Below are 14,348 nucleotides of genomic sequence, written 5' to 3'. Positions count from 1 at the left end.
ATACTGTACGCATATACAGGTGCCGCACGTTATAATTCGGCCGGGCTTGCCCGCCCTCTCACCGCACTCTTCGACGACTCACCAGCATATGAAGGCAACCGAGCTTCAACTTGTAGACACCCCTGAAGCCCGAAAAGCGCGGGGGGCTTTCTTTACCCCGCCCGAGATCGCCAAATTTGTCAGTAACTGGGCCATTCGCACCAGTGACGATCTTGTTCTAGAACCGTCGTGCGGTGATGCCGCATTTCTGTTGCCGGCTGCTCAAAGGGTCTGCGCACTAGGCGCACTAGAGCTTCAACTCGCGGATCAACTGCATGGGATGGACATCCACGAAGGCTCAGTTGCCATGGCGCGGGGCTATCTCTCCGCGAATGGCTACTCATCTCGACTGACCACGGGTGATTTCTTCGAGCACGAGGCTGCCCCCAGGTACGACGTAGTAATTGGCAATCCGCCGTATGTGCGATATCAGCAGTTTTCCGGGGCAGCTCGCGCACGATCCTTGGAAGCCGCGCTGCGCCAAGGTGTTCGCCTCACACAACTCGCGAGTTCATGGGCGGCCTTCACGGTCCACGCGGCGGCATTCCTGAAGCCCGAGGGACGCCTTGGCTTAGTACTTCCTGCGGAGCTGCTGTCCGTCAAATACGCTGCGCAAGTCCGCTCGTTTCTTCTGAAGCGTTTCCGCAGCGTACGCCTCGTCTTGTTTGAGGACTTGGTGTTTCCGGGTGTTCTGGAAGAAGTGGTTCTGCTGCTGGCGGAAGGCAGCGGCGGAGCGACAAGCTTTGAGGTATTTCAGGCGCGCAATGCTCAGGACCTGGCAAACATTGCTTCGGCTACATGGACTGGCTTCACTCCACGCGAAGATGAGAAGTGGACCCCGGCTCTTCTGTCACACGACGCGATTGAGGTGTACGAGCGCTCGCTCGCGAGTGGCGGATTCGAGACCGTACGGGATTGGGGCAAGACCTACCTCGGGGCTGTCACCGGCGGAAACAAATTCTTCACGCTGACCAAGCAACAAGTAGCAAAGCTCAAGTTGTCGTCGCAAGAGATTTTGCGGATATCCCCACCTGGATCGAGGCACTTGCGCGGCTTGACATTTAGCGAAAGTGCATGGGAAGCGTTAGCCGATGCGGGCGACAGTTGCTATCTGTTTGCCCCCAAGTCACAACCGTCGGAAGCAGCCAAGCAATACATCGAAACCGGCAAAAAGCTGAAAATTCATAAGGCATATAAGTGCTCCGTACGCGACCCATGGTGGCAAGTGCCGCTTGTTGATCGGCCCGATCTACTTTTTGCCTATATGAATCACGATCGCGTTCGCTTTATCCGAAATGGAGCCGGCGTACATTTGCTCAACTCGCTTTATGGGATCAAGCTAGTTGAAACACGAAGAGAACTCGGTCAGGAAGCTTTACCTCTTGCGGCATTGAACAGTTTAACTTTGCTTGGAGCTGAGATCGTTGGACGCGCCTATGGCGGCGGCATGCTGAAGCATGAGCCGACGGAAGCAGACGCCATACCGTTGCCGTCCTTTGCAACGGTAGACGCAGTCAGAGAGCGACTGTCACTACTCCACAGCCAAGTATCCGGCCTGATGAGAAAAAACGACATCAATCCAGCCATCGACATCATCGATCGGGTTATATTAGGCGACCAACTGGGGTTTAGCGAGGAGCAGATCGGGGCGCTCAAGCAAGCTCGCGAGACTCTCTTGCAAAGAAGGCATACAAGAGGACGCAAACAAGGTGGCGAGGATTGATGATCTGCTGACAGAAGCACTGAAGCTTCTGCCAACGAAGCCTGCTGACTCCGCAAAGCCGGATGCAAAAAAGCGATACAGCGAGCTGGTATCTCAAAAAGTTGCGCTGGCAATTGCGGATGAGCTACGACATCGGAGCCTGAAAGGGGCGCGCCCGGCTGGGGAGGGCGAAATCGGCGACTCGGGGGCCGAACGCCGTATGGCCGGGGGACTCGGCGCAAAGAAGGTTGATGTAACGTGGGCGACCGAAGAATCAGGGTTGCTGCTTGGCATCTCGGTTAAGACAATAAATTTCCGCGATTCGAAAACGAAGAATTTTCAGAAAAATCTCGTCAACAGGCGTGGCGACATGTTGATGGAAGCAATGACGCTCCATCGCAGATTTCCCTACGCCGTGCTTGGCGCGTTTTTCTTTCTCGATAAAGGCGCGGAATCCGACCATACCAAGACGCGTCGCTCGACATTCCTGAACGCTCACGCACGCCTGCAGTTGTTTACTGGTCGATCGGACCCGGCTGGCCGAGAAGAGCAGTTCGAGAAATTTTACGTACTATTGCTTGAGGCATCGCCGGCCAGCGTGGAAATCAGGGCCTTTGAGGTCGGAAAGCCCGACACTCCAGTTTCGCTTGAAGTTGTATTGGACGATTTGCTTCGACTGGTAGCACAACGGAACCCCGACTTCTACGAATTTGTGGATGGGAAACTGGTTAGGGCAAGCTAAGTGACGCTCGAAGCATTGCGATCCTTCAGCTATTCCGACGAGAACCTTGGGACGATTCCCGATTCCCATTTGGGTAGCGGAGGCGCTATGAGCGAAAACGCCCAGTTATCGTTGCTGTCACCCGTCAGCGACTTGGATCTTACGCGGGACCTGTTAGCAGACTTGCACGATGATCTAAAGGGGAAGGTAGCGCGTTTTCACCAACTCGCGGACCTTTCTACTGTCCTCGGTGCGGTAGCAACCATGCTCCCCGGAGGCGAAATTTCCTCGTTCGCTTGGTCCGAGGCTCGCACCAGTTTCATACATGGAAACTATGTGGCGACAGTCCTGCTGTGTCAGGGCTTGGCCGAACATGTGCTTGCTGGATACCTGTCGCTGTCGATGGGGGGCGGAAAGCTTCCTGACCGCATTTCGTTTCAGGAAACGCTCAGACGATGTGTGGAAGAGAGCATGATCGCCAAGGAGGATGCAGATGATTTACGACGCCTCATGGGAATGCGCAACCCACTCTCCCATTTCCGACATTTTGACGATCCCGCGAACCTTTCGCATCGAGTAGTCGAGACAATGCAACCCGCCGAACTTCATTTGTCCATCGACGCCAGTTTCGCAATCAGCGTCGTTATTCGCTTGCTGGCGCTACCGGCATTTCGAGTAGATCGGTGAGTTCACTTCATCCGATCAACGTTGACAAAGCAAAGAATAACCAAAGGTACCCACGATGCAAATCTTTGTTGTTGACTCAAATCTAGAAGTAAATGCAGGTCAAGGTGTGGCTGCTTTCCTTGTCGACGATAGATGGGACGACTGGGGTAAATTTCGAACGCAATTCGCCCTTGTGGTAATTGATGAGCAGGGTCAAAAGCACTATCCCGGCGACGTCAAAATCGGAAAGTTCGGCCTGAAAGCGGGGAATCAGATTGCTGAAAATACTCGGGCCCCCTCTCCACCGGGTGTTTTTGAATCACTCCCTCTGGAATTTTTCTCACTCGGGCAAAACGAGACGTACTATGAAACGCTCGGCAAGCTTGATCCTGCGATTCGGCAATCACTCCTGACAGCATTGAACGATGTGGCTTATAACCTTACGCTATTTGAGCTTGCGAAAGGCGAAGAGGTCATGCAGGAATCTTTGCTGAGAAGTGTGCCCGCTGAAAATGTCAAATCTCGCTTTCACCGGCTTGCGCATGGAGATGCGGTATTAACGTCATTCCGTTTTCGGTATGAGTTTCCCAAGGCGGCCAGTACGTCAGATTCCCATTCGATCTCATTTGAAGTTGAACCCGGCTCACTACCTCCTACGAACGTACATGTGCTCATCGGCAGAAATGGTGTTGGCAAGACGACATGCATGCAAAATATTGGCCGCGCGCTGCTAGGCGTGCAGGACAGCGAAAAGCCGGCAGGATCGGTGCTGCCGCTTCGCGAGCACGATGACGATTGGTCTTTCTCCAACCTAGTATCTGTTTCCTTCAGCGCATTTGATAATTTCGACCTCCCCGAGGCCCCATCAGGAATGCGGGCAACCATGGTTGGACTTCGATACACGATACCTGATACAAAGGAAGTGCGCGTTAGTACGCCACCGCAACTCGCGGCAGATTTCACGACTAGTTTTGCAACTTGTAGGCGCGGATTAAGAGCTCAACGTTGGCGAAAAGCGGTTGAAACTCTCTCAAACGATCCCCTGTTTGCGGAGGCAAACGCGCTGCTGCTGCTCGATCTAGGAGATGAAGATTGGCGACGTGACGCTGAAAAATTTTTCGGGCGATTAAGCTCCGGGCATAAGATTGTTTTGCTCACTATTACCAGACTTGTCGAGTTGGTCGATGAACGCACACTTGTTTTGCTAGATGAACCCGAGGGACATCTCCATCCCCCGCTGCTGTCAGCGTTCATACGAAGCCTAGGTGATCTGCTAGTCCAGAGAAATGGTGTAGCGATCATCGCGACGCATTCGCCCGTTGTTCTTCAAGAAGTACCAAACTCCTGTGTCTGGATGCTGCGTCGCGCCGGTTCAGAGTCGACGGCCGAGCGTCCTGCAATCGAGACGTTCGGCGAAAACGTCGGCGTGCTTACGCGAGAAGTATTCGGACTCGAGGTTACGACGACAGGTTTTCATCAGACGCTTAATTCACTTGTGAATGATGGTAATCGCGGCTACGAGGACGTTCTTGGCGCTCTTCAAAATCGATTAGGTGCAGAAGGTAGAGCAATAGCAATGGGGCTTGTCGCAAACCGAAATGGCGGGGGAGTTTGATGCGTCCAGTGCCTCAGCCAACCGATGACGTCGCGACTGTCGCGAGCCTGTGCGTCAAAAGCGTTAGAGACATCGGCTTGAAAAAGCGGTTGCAGACCTTATCGCCCCAGCTTTCCACAATGGAAGGAGATTATCAACGCGAGGCAGCCCAGTGGAACCTTTTCGCGATACCAGAAAGCAAAAACTGGCAGGGGTGCGTGAGCCCAAATGAAATGAGGGCGTTATACGAAAATACGTTTGTGAAGAGCGCGAGAACGAGAAATATTTACGAAAAATTGAAACTCGCTGCGCCGGGAGGGATTTGTCCGCTGTGTAATCAACGCACGGTTTCCACCCTAGATCATCATCTTTCAAAGTCGACTCACCCAGCACTTGCGATAACACCATCGAATCTCGTGCCGTCTTGTAAGGACTGTAACAGCGATACGCTTGTCCGACGGGCTAGCGTCGCTGGCGAATTGACCATTCATCCATATTTTCATGCGGTAGATGATGAGGTATGGCTTTTCGGACGTGTGATTGAAACAACGCCGCCCACGATTAATTTTTTTGCGCAGCCGCCGGCAACCTGGCCGAAGATCAAGAGTGATATCGTAAAATCCCACTTCAAAACGTTTGGCCTTTCCACGCTATACACCACCCACGCTGCAGTCGAGCTAAATAATATCTATTACGACATCTCGACGGTTTACTCGGCAGGAGCGGCCACCGCGCTAAAGAGTTATTGCTCAAATATGGCGGACAATCGACGACACGTCGTACGCAACTCATGGCAGGCTGCTGTATATCAGGCACTTCACGATTCTGACTGGTTTCTTCAAGGTGGGTTCCGGTCAATTGTTACTGGGCCGTCAGCGAACAACCTGCGCTAGTCGCAACACTACACATTCGTACGGTTATCGGGGGTGTTCTCGATGAAGCCCCCGTACCGGACAGATCGCAAAATCACCCTTGCTCGCCGACGCCCGCTTTGGGATCAAAGTTTCATATGCTTACGTCTCACCGCCTTGCTTCCGAGTAGAGAAATAAGCGTGTTTGTCGTCGTTTTCTACGGCCTACGTATCCGGAGTTCAGAGCGGATTTGGTAATGCGTTGGCTGCCGAGAGACGTGAGGTATGGAGGACAGCGGCTTTTGCAGCAAGCAGTTTTTCGTCGTCGACTTCAAACCTGCGAAGCCAAGTAGCGGTCGACTCCTTAGTGTTGTACACCGGGGCGTCGCCGTTGACAGTACCTCGCTGAAGGCTGTCAAAACGATGCACTCGAATTTCGCGTAGCCTTGGACGACCGTTCATGTCCATGCCGGGATTTTTGCTCGTGACAATCGGGTATGCGCCGCCGCATTTGGGACAAGACACCATGTCTCCCAGTCGCGCGATTCGCTTGCCGTTAATTATGCTGATCGAGGCGCAGCCGAATACCTTTCCGCCGTGGGAGGTCGTGTCGCCTTCAACGATAAATGCGCTCATTGGTTTTGCCGGATGCTGAGACGCTCGCCACTGTACATCATTTGTCTGCTGATAACGCAAACAGGCGAGGCATATATCCAGCCATGAACCGGTAACGGCGTGGATCGAAGAAAACTCAGATTTGGATAGGCTACGGCAGGCAAAAACAAGGTTCGACGCAATCCCGCCCTAATCTTCGGGATACAAATTACCTGAAACGACCTCGTTTGCTTAAAAATTGAGCAAAATTGCTCGTTTTCCTGCCCCGAAATGGGCCGACTCGGTGATTGCTGCATTGCAGCATTTATTTCAATATTCTTTCGCCCGAAAATCAGAGTCGTAGCGCCGATGAGTGACCGCACGCTACCCAACCCCTATCCGGGGCAAATCGAAGCCGCTGGTGGCTCGGAAAACGGGTCAGAGGGCCATTCTCCTATCCGAAGAGCGTCCGGAACACGACTAGTTAGCTGAATCGGTAACAAGTGCCGATACTGAGCACGGACAGTCCGTCCCTTTTATTGGTTTGGGTCATTTGTGCTACATTTCACTCACCGAGGGGCGGTTCGCGGCTGATTTTTGGCGAATTTTGGGCACAAACACGTTCTTTTACCCTCTGCCTCATAGTTGCCTCCACGCCTTCTTGCTCCGCTTGGGCGTCGCGCCTTGAACGGTTCCCGCGATCCCTTCGCCGCACCTTGCTTTCCTGAAACGCCCCCTGTAGTCGCATCGCGTTTCAGGTTTTCCAACCATGAGCCTGGTCTCGAACATTCGTTCGGTGCCTTTGCTCGCCTTCATTACTTTGGATGCCTAATCATGGTAGCACTTGGTCTTGAACATCTGTTTCCTCTTGGACGCGTCCTTGCCACGCCGGGAGCAATTGATCTGCTCGATAGAGCCGGCACCAATGTCGATGACCTATTGCGACGCCATTTGCGGGGTGATTGGGGTGTCGTCTGTTCGGCCGATGCACGCGCGAACAATCTGGCCGTCGTGAACGGCACGCGCATCCTCTCCGCCTACGAATTGGGGGACCGCCCAGAAAAATTGTGGGTGCTCACCGAAGCAGACCGCCGGGCAACAACCCTCTTGCTACCGTGTGAGTACTGATCCGATGGAGGCCACCGTGCAGAAACTCCATCCGGCTCTTCAGGCCGGCCGACGCCTCACGCTTGTTGGCTCGAATGCCCCAGCCTTCAGTTTCCAAGGCTGCTGGGACGGCGGCTGCGCACTGCATGCGACGGCGATGGCGCTCGCGATACTTGGTCGCTTGTCCGATCCAGTGCATGTGTCGTCGCGTCGTCGCGCACCTGAAGCTGAGTTCTGGCGTCGCGCGCAACCGTTTTACCTCTCGGGCGTATCGCTCGAAGAACTGCAAGCGCTAATTCGGGAACTCGACTGGGGATTACACCCGACCTCCTTCGAAGGAGCGCACGCAGACGTTCTCCGGTTCAGCGAACAAGAAATTTTGCGCGGTCGGCCGGTGATCCTGACGTTTCGACAGTCACGCCGAGCGACTCTGCACGCGGCACTTGCAGTCGGCATCGAAGGGCGGAGGATCGGCCGAACCTTCGACGGACACACGTTGCTGGTGGTCGATTCCGCCGAAGCTGAACCCGTACTTGCAGCCTACAACGCGCGGCTGACGTGGACAGACAGCGGCTGCGGCAGGTCGGGCGGGTGCGCGCAATACGTCACTGGGTTCGATAAGCGAAAAGTCACGCTCACCGGCGCAGTTTCAATCCGGAGCGGGAAGCCGCCGTAGCGCGTCCGAGTCTCGCCCTCGCTGGGCAGCCTTCTGTAAGGGCTTAGGGCCGCTCAAATAATCGAACCGGGTCAATATCGAGTGCAATCGCTAATCGCTCGATGTTATCGATTGATACGTTCACGCGAGCGCGTTCGACTTGACTTATGAACGTGCGGTCTAGCCCAGCAGCAAAGCCAAGCTCCTCCTGAGACAGCGACTTCTCGACCCGATTGGCGCGGACATTGTAAGCCAGCACGTCTCGAAGGGAGACGAGTTTGGCTTTGGGATCGGGGCCTCGGAGCGGTGCGGACATGCTCCGATCTTTACGATATGATGCGTTTTCATCTACGGACTTTGCATCACATAACGGCTGTCCGGGAGTTCCGCGATGAGGGTGAGAGACCGTGGACTGTGCCACCCGAAGCCGATAGCCGAGTCTCTCAATGACGAAAGCAGCACTGATTCCGCCAATGGCGCGCTTGGACGCTCAGACAACTTCCATTCGACTGTAGACCTATCTTCCATTCGCTACGGAGACCAGAAACCATGAGAATTTCGCGAATTTCGATCGTTCTTGCCATCATTGCGCCTGCCATTGCGCATGCGCAGATGAACCAGATTTTTGGGGCAATTCACTCAGCTCAGTATGCCGTCACCGAAGTGAAAAACCTGATGCCGCAGCAGGACACCGCCCAGCAGCAGGCGCAGCAAGCTCAACAGCAACGGATCGATTATCTGAAGCAGCACCCACCTTGCAACGCCAACTGTCCGCTCGATGCTGATGACAAGCAGAAATATGAGGCTATGCAGCGGCGCGATCAGCAGCAAGGGCAGCAGCAGCTTGACGCTGCGAAGAAGATCGCGGGCATGTGTCCCGACCTGACGAACTCGAAGTTCAACTCGGGGGAACGGATTATTCGATGCCGCAATAAGGGACTAACGGAGGAGCAACAGATGACCTTCGTGGGTGGTTTGCCGGTAATGGCCCAAGCCTATGCGGCTTCCATGGTCCAAGATATCTACGAAGACAACGTGACCGATCCAAATAGAGGAAAAGCAATCTCCGATTACTACAACGCATGCCTCCAGCGCGGAACGCCGTGCGTTCGTCCAAAATGGTAAACGTCCGCATGCTGTGGCTGCCTGCGTCATCTCAGCGGATGACTTAACATAAGGCGAGCGAGGTGTTCCTGTACAGGAACACCTCGCTCGCCTTACATAGGCTATCGCGTCGGTGCCTTTACTCGCCGCAATGCAACTTCGCTCTCACACGGCGGTCGAGCAAACGAGATGGTTCGACAAACTTCTGTCGCGATGGCGCATGACAATACGGCGCATGGAACAGGTGCAACTGCTTGCGCGCCCGCGTAACCGCAACGTAGAAGAGCCTGCGCTCTTCAGCGATGTCGCCCCTCTTGATTTCCCGGTAGAACGGAATCGAACCATCGGTCACGCCGAGCACGATAACGTAATCCCACTCACCTCCCTTTGCTCCGTGAATAGACGACGTGACGATGGGTGCCTGCATGCGAAGTATCGCGATGTGCTCACGAAACGCGCGCACCGTCCTGAACCTTCGGCTAGTCGCTTGCCAGCGCCCCAGTTCACTCGCAAGATTTTTCGGCATATCGCCCGTTGCCCTCGCCAGACGCAGATAAATGCGCGTCGCCATGACGTAGCGACCCTCGAACGACGGGATGCGCCATGCCTTCGTCAGCATGCGCAGACAGTCATCAAGAACGGTCGGTCGAATGTCCTTCCCGATAATCTCGCGAAGACGACGAGTTCTCCACAGCCGCTTCGGCTTCCGACCGGCCTTCGCCGTAATGACGCATGCCTGGACCAGCGACAGCATGTTCAGAGCACGATTGACGTGCTCGGGCAGCCGAGGGCTATACACCGAATCCGTTTCGTGACCGGCAGCAAGCAGCGCCTGCTCGACAGCTCGCAGCGACGCTTTCGTCCGGCTAAGGATAGCAATACGATTGCCGGATACACCGTCTTCCTTCAGCCTTCCGATCAACTTCACCACTTCGTCTTCTTGCTCGATTACTGACCCGCACTGCTTTAGTGACGGCGTGACGCCGTGACGGTCGCCGACGGTACGCCCCTTGCCATACCCAAGTATCGCGTTTGCCAATGCGGCATTTTCGTGCGTGAGCCGGAATGACCGAGAAAGAGGCAGTGTCACAACGTCACGGATCACTTCGCGCAAGTCATGCGCTTTGCCGCCAATAAAGCCGTACACCGCCTGATTTGGGTCGCCGAAAATCACTAAATTGCGTACCCGCTTCGCCAGACCAACGAGAAGTTGCATCTGTGCAGCATCCATATCCTGTGCCTCGTCCGCGAGGACATGCGTGTACGGCAGCGAAACATTCTCGATGGCCGAACAGGCGCGGCGCAGCATGGCCGGATAGTCAATCCCGCCAGCGCGCTCGATACGCTTCTCATACGCGATCCGGATCATGCGCAATTCCGTAAGCACGTCCGCATAGTCCGAGAAGTCGGATTCAGCGTCATCGACAAGACGTCGTGCCACTTCATCGCTTCCATTGCATCGCTTGAAGAACGCGGCCAGACGCCTGGTTTCGATATCTGTACGCAGCGCAATGCCTGTTCGTTCCCGGACAGCACGGCATATTTTCCGACAGGCCAGCAGCGCTTTCTGAAGCAACGCGACGCTACGTCGCGGCGACAGCACCACGGGGCGCGCGGCGTTACTACCGGCAGTTCTCCGCACGACGTCCAGCGAAAACGAGTGGAACGTCCGCACCGTAATGGCATCAGGCAGGCGCTTCTTCAATTCGTTGACAGCCGTGTTCGAGAAGCACAGCACGAGAATTTTCTTGGCGAGCACGCCACGATCAAGCTGACGACGCACGCACGCATTCAACGTGTGCGTTTTGCCGCTACCGGCGCAGGCAGACACGAACAAGCGCGGAATTTTCGTATTGATGATCGCAAGTTGCTCGTCGGTAAATTGGATATTTTTCACGATCATTTGCTGGTGACGCGTGACGGCGTGACATGCATCTACGCGCTGTTTTCGGTCCGGAGGTTGTGAATTTTCTCTTGGAAAATCGAGGGAACACCGGCCCGAAAATGCGAAAAACGCCATGACGTGTCGACGGAAATGGGTTTGGATAAAGAAGTGAAGGAAGGAGAAGGAGGAAAAGATTGGGGATATGTATCATTGCCTTACCCTTCTTCCCGTCACGCTGTCACGGCGTCGCATCCATGAAGAACAAAGCATTGTCGATCTGCGTCAACGTGTTCGCGATGCTCTGGTTCTCGCGCCAGCAATCCTGCAGCACAAAGGTGTCACCGTGGCTGTAGCGATCGAGGAACCGATCTGCGCGGTTTGCGAGTGCCGTGCCCGACACGTCGATGCTGTCCGGGTTGAGCCAGCGGCCGAGCTCGACTTTCGACGGCAGCCGGAACAGCCTCAAATGTTCGCCCCAATACGCCCGATGGTCGAAACGGATGCAGTCTTCCAAGCTCAGCAGCCCGCGCTGCGCCAGCGTGTCGACACCTTGGAATCGATGCTCAAGATGACAGCACGGGGAGTGAGCCTGACGCGCAGCCCACAACTTGCTGGGTCGATCGGCATATAGCACGACGTTGCGCACATTCTTCGACAAGTCATCCGCTGCGCGCGGCGCGAAATAGGCAGTCCCTTCTTCGAACGTGACTGCGTGACGGAGGTACGGCACGCGCATATGCTTCAAGATGAAGCGGTAGAGCATGTCGGCGGCGGCGCGATCGGTAACCAGCCAATCGAATGCCAGCTCGGCGTAACCCATGCGGACGCGGTGACGCGACTCAAGCGCTCGGTGCAATTCGATCAGTGCCTCGCGACTCGGTTGAAAAATCTTGACCTCCGTTTGCCAGACCGGATGAAACGGCCGCGAATAGCAGTTCGTGATCGTCATCTCGCCGCAGTGCTGTTGCACGATGGAAACCGGAATGTCGGGTGCCGGATGATCGATCCAGCAAGTCAACCGATCGAACCCGGTTACGCTTCTCATGATCGCGTCGAGTGCGCGCTGAATCTCGACGGACCGTTTCGTATGCGATTTCGGATGCGTAGATTTCATGGTGCAGGAAGAATCGGGGCGACGTCGCATCGAACACGCGACACCATCGCGGTATGGAATGAAGGCGAACCGAGAAGCGCAAGCGAGCCGTAAAGCCGCTTGCACTTCTCGCCTACAACGTCCGGAGGTGGGCGAAGTCGACGGCGTAGAAGCGTGCCCGCCCGCCGTCGATGCGCTTCTGGTACTGTGCGCCGTCGCCATTCGTCACGAGCAGTCGACGCTTGCGGAGCACATCGAGCACACGGGTTTTGTCGAAGTGAGCGGCGATGTACATATCGAACGTTCGAGGTTCGATCAACATGAGTTCCCGTTCCTTTACGGTCTCGAACATGACCTCGCGCTCGACCAGCTTCGCGCGCTGACATACCATGCCCGGATCGGCCAGCTTCTTTACAGCATCGATCACGTAACATTCGAACGCTAACTTGCGGTCGCAATGACGTTCCGCACAGCGCGTCACGCACGCATTCATCACCGCATCGACAGCTTCCGCCTCCCACGGAACGACTCCGAACTGACACCCGCACGTAAGCGCGTAGCGAAGCAACGCGAAGGCGGACGCCGTGATACGAACGGCGTCTTCGCTCGGGTCACCCTTCATCATCCCGAGATAGCGGTCGACGAATTTCGGCATCATCTTGTCGGCGTTACGAATAACCCGCTCCGGGGCGCGCAGCACGGCATCGATGAACGCCTTCGCTACAGCTGCATCAAGGGGCGCGTTTGAAGCCGAAGACGATTGCGCTGCCTCTTCAGCGACAGCGACCTGCGACACATCGAAGGAAATCTCGACACACCCGTTCGGCGGACAGGGGGAGCCGAGATTCCCCGAAGCGTCCTGTTCGCAGGTCACTACGAACGTAATAGGAGCCGGTGTCGAGTCGAGCTTGCCAGTGGGGCATTCAGCGCCCGTGCCTGCATCGCAAAGCGGGCGGACCCGCTGGAACGCCAGCTTGCGCGACTTGGCCGTTGCGAGCAAAACGAGTGTGCCTCCGTTCGCAAACGAGCGCGCATGCCATGCGGCTGCTTTTGTGCCGAACGCGGAATCCGCGAGCGAGTTGATATACGCTCCGTCCAATGCTGAAACGCCAGATGTGACAATCACGAGCGGGTCACAACCAAGCAGCGGCACCAGCAACCCCGCGAGGTGAGCGGCCACCAGAATGACCGAACACGGCGAAAGACCAGCCGTCAGCACTCCCCTCGGCAGATCGGGATCGCTAGCCTGCTTGCCGACCGGCGCGGGACCCTCGGCGTAAACGGGAATCGGACCAGACGACGAATAGGCCGTATTGCCGAAGCGATAGATCGGCCCAGCATCCTGACCGCGCGACCAACCGTAGGGAATCCCATACATGCCGATCATGTTCGGTCGCATCATCGCAACATCGAGGATCGCCGAAGAATTGGAAGAACAGTTGCCGAACGACATGCCAGCCTTGATCAGCGCCGTGCGAACCCGAGCAGCCGACGTGAAAACGCCTTCCGGCAGCAAGCGGCGCACACGGCGACCGGACGCGTGATCGAAATCGACTACGCGACGCGGATCGCGACCATGCAAATCGTAAGCGGTTGCGATTACCTCCAAAGCAGGCGGCTGCACGACTTGAGCCGCACCGGCGTTTTCCGGCTGTTCGGGATAATCGTCGGCGCACGGCTCTGGTGCCAATTCCGCATCGAGCACGTCGGTTATGATCCGGACGCTCATCGCGCCTCCTTGCCGAGTGCAGCAATGAAGCGTTCGATTTCCGACAGCTTCCAGCCGCGTGCTCGCGGGCCGAGGGCAACTGAGCGCGGCAAGAGACCGGCCTTTTGCCATGCGTATGCAGTTGTGCGGCTGATCTGGAGGATGGTGAGCAGTTCGGGGAGACGAACGATGCGGTCGGAAATGGTCGGCTCCCAGGTCCGATTGACCGACGTCGTTTCAGTCGCGTAAGCGGAAGGTGTGAACGTGCTTACGTCGAGCTGACGGCGCGCCTCACGCGACAGGTCGCCAAGTTTCACTTGGCGATTGATCGCCTCACTGTGAGACGGCTGCGCGTCACCTACAGAGTCGGAAGAATCAAGATAGAGAGGTGCCGCGCTGGTCGTCGGCCCATCGATAGAGTGTTTGGAACCCATGGCAAACAATTTGAGGGAGGTTCGACTCGAAAGTAATCCAGACGCTGAGAAGTCCTTTATCGACCATCACACACCAAGCCGCACGAAGACGAGGCTGACGTGTGAGCGCGTCTGGGCGCTTATGGTGCACACCTGCGAGCATGACTTCGCGAAGGCAGGTGGTGATAAAGGGCTTCTGAGCCCTGGAATACTTTG

The 14,348-nt window shown here is 55.9% G+C and carries 13 protein-coding genes and 1 pseudogene; 8 read left to right on the top strand and 6 right to left on the bottom strand.

From position 1 onward, the window contains the following. Window positions 1–88: 88 nt before the first annotated feature. From VXM69_RS26230 to VXM69_RS26210, 5 genes are all read left to right on the top strand, one after another. Window positions 89–1,762 (top strand): class I SAM-dependent DNA methyltransferase, encoded by a 1,674-nt coding sequence (locus VXM69_RS26230; protein WP_367189477.1) that lies wholly within the window; start codon window positions 89–91, stop codon window positions 1,760–1,762. Then, window positions 1,749–2,483 carry a hypothetical protein gene (locus VXM69_RS26225; protein ID WP_367189476.1) on the top strand — a complete coding sequence of 245 codons (735 nt, stop codon included), beginning with the start codon at window positions 1,749–1,751 and terminating at the stop codon, window positions 2,481–2,483. The genes VXM69_RS26230 and VXM69_RS26225 overlap by 14 nt, the downstream gene beginning before the upstream one ends. Next, on the top strand, window positions 2,484–3,149 hold the full coding sequence (locus tag VXM69_RS26220) for a hypothetical protein (RefSeq protein WP_367189475.1): 666 nt from the start codon (window positions 2,484–2,486) through the stop codon (window positions 3,147–3,149). A gap of 55 nt (window positions 3,150–3,204) precedes the next feature. Further along, window positions 3,205–4,743, top strand: coding sequence for an AAA family ATPase (locus VXM69_RS26215; protein WP_367189474.1), 1,539 nt, complete (start codon window positions 3,205–3,207; stop codon window positions 4,741–4,743). Between the two features lie 77 nt (window positions 4,744–4,820). Then, window positions 4,821–5,615: a hypothetical protein gene (locus VXM69_RS26210; RefSeq protein ID WP_367189473.1), complete on the top strand. Its 795-nt coding sequence runs from the start codon at window positions 4,821–4,823 to the stop codon at window positions 5,613–5,615. 408 nt (window positions 5,616–6,023) lie between these two features. Here VXM69_RS26210 and VXM69_RS26205 read toward each other — a convergent pair. Further along, window positions 6,024–6,176: pseudogene (locus tag VXM69_RS26205) on the bottom strand (PAAR domain-containing protein); the annotation flags it as partial. 825 nt (window positions 6,177–7,001) lie between these two features. Between VXM69_RS26205 and VXM69_RS26200 the strand changes: the two are divergent. Both VXM69_RS26200 and VXM69_RS26195 read left to right on the top strand, forming a co-directional pair. Continuing rightward, a complete protein-coding gene (locus VXM69_RS26200) occupies window positions 7,002–7,295 on the top strand; it encodes a hypothetical protein (RefSeq protein ID WP_367189472.1) in 294 nt (97 codons plus the stop codon). Between the two features lie 16 nt (window positions 7,296–7,311). Then, window positions 7,312–7,950 (top strand): hypothetical protein, encoded by a 639-nt coding sequence (locus tag VXM69_RS26195; protein ID WP_367189470.1) that lies wholly within the window; start codon window positions 7,312–7,314, stop codon window positions 7,948–7,950. Between the two features lie 43 nt (window positions 7,951–7,993). On the opposite strand, the gene VXM69_RS26190 is transcribed toward VXM69_RS26195, so the two are convergent. Further along, window positions 7,994–8,245, bottom strand: coding sequence for a helix-turn-helix domain-containing protein (locus tag VXM69_RS26190; protein WP_076839854.1), 252 nt, complete (start codon window positions 8,243–8,245; stop codon window positions 7,994–7,996). Between the two features lie 233 nt (window positions 8,246–8,478). Between VXM69_RS26190 and VXM69_RS26185 the strand changes: the two genes are divergently transcribed. Further along, window positions 8,479–9,054 carry a hypothetical protein gene (locus tag VXM69_RS26185; protein WP_367189469.1) on the top strand — a complete coding sequence of 192 codons (576 nt, stop codon included), beginning with the start codon at window positions 8,479–8,481 and terminating at the stop codon, window positions 9,052–9,054. Between the two features lie 118 nt (window positions 9,055–9,172). Here VXM69_RS26185 and VXM69_RS26180 read toward each other — a convergent pair whose 3' ends face one another. From VXM69_RS26180 to VXM69_RS26165, 4 genes are all read right to left on the bottom strand, one after another. Continuing rightward, entirely contained in the window at window positions 9,173–10,930 is a 1,758-nt protein-coding gene (locus tag VXM69_RS26180; protein ID WP_367189468.1) for a UvrD-helicase domain-containing protein, read from the bottom strand. A 226-nt stretch (window positions 10,931–11,156) separates the two neighbouring features. After that, window positions 11,157–12,032, bottom strand: coding sequence for a hypothetical protein (locus VXM69_RS26175; RefSeq protein ID WP_367189467.1), 876 nt, complete (start codon window positions 12,030–12,032; stop codon window positions 11,157–11,159). Window positions 12,033–12,144: 112 nt separating this feature from the next. Further along, window positions 12,145–13,740: a hypothetical protein gene (locus VXM69_RS26170; protein WP_367189466.1), complete on the bottom strand. Its 1,596-nt coding sequence runs from the start codon at window positions 13,738–13,740 to the stop codon at window positions 12,145–12,147. Beyond that, window positions 13,737–14,153 carry a helix-turn-helix transcriptional regulator gene (locus VXM69_RS26165; protein WP_367189464.1) on the bottom strand — a complete coding sequence of 139 codons (417 nt, stop codon included), beginning with the start codon at window positions 14,151–14,153 and terminating at the stop codon, window positions 13,737–13,739. The genes VXM69_RS26170 and VXM69_RS26165 overlap by 4 nt, the downstream gene beginning before the upstream one ends. Window positions 14,154–14,348 lie beyond the last annotated feature (195 nt).

This window comes from Burkholderia sp. Ed8, from assembly GCF_040761425.1.
GTDB lineage: Bacteria > Pseudomonadota > Gammaproteobacteria > Burkholderiales > Burkholderiaceae > Burkholderia > Burkholderia seminalis.
The sequence above is the reverse complement of the archived record's forward strand: the minus strand, read 5'-3'. Positions and strand labels throughout refer to the sequence as shown.

Excerpts from the sequence above, each read along its gene's own strand:
- VXM69_RS26175 (WP_367189467.1), bottom strand. The coding sequence starts at position 12,032 with ATGAAATCTACGCATCCGAAATCGCATACGAAACGGTCCGTCGAGATT.
- VXM69_RS26190 (WP_076839854.1), bottom strand. The coding sequence starts at position 8,245 with ATGTCCGCACCGCTCCGAGGCCCCGATCCCAAAGCCAAACTCGTCTCC.
- VXM69_RS26230 (WP_367189477.1), top strand. The coding sequence starts at position 89 with ATGAAGGCAACCGAGCTTCAACTTGTAGACACCCCTGAAGCCCGAAAA.
- VXM69_RS26215 (WP_367189474.1), top strand. The coding sequence starts at position 3,205 with ATGCAAATCTTTGTTGTTGACTCAAATCTAGAAGTAAATGCAGGTCAA.
- VXM69_RS26165 (WP_367189464.1), bottom strand. The coding sequence starts at position 14,153 with ATGGGTTCCAAACACTCTATCGATGGGCCGACGACCAGCGCGGCACCT.
- VXM69_RS26170 (WP_367189466.1), bottom strand. The coding sequence starts at position 13,740 with ATGAGCGTCCGGATCATAACCGACGTGCTCGATGCGGAATTGGCACCA.
- VXM69_RS26185 (WP_367189469.1), top strand. The coding sequence starts at position 8,479 with ATGAGAATTTCGCGAATTTCGATCGTTCTTGCCATCATTGCGCCTGCC.
- VXM69_RS26200 (WP_367189472.1), top strand. The coding sequence starts at position 7,002 with ATGGTAGCACTTGGTCTTGAACATCTGTTTCCTCTTGGACGCGTCCTT.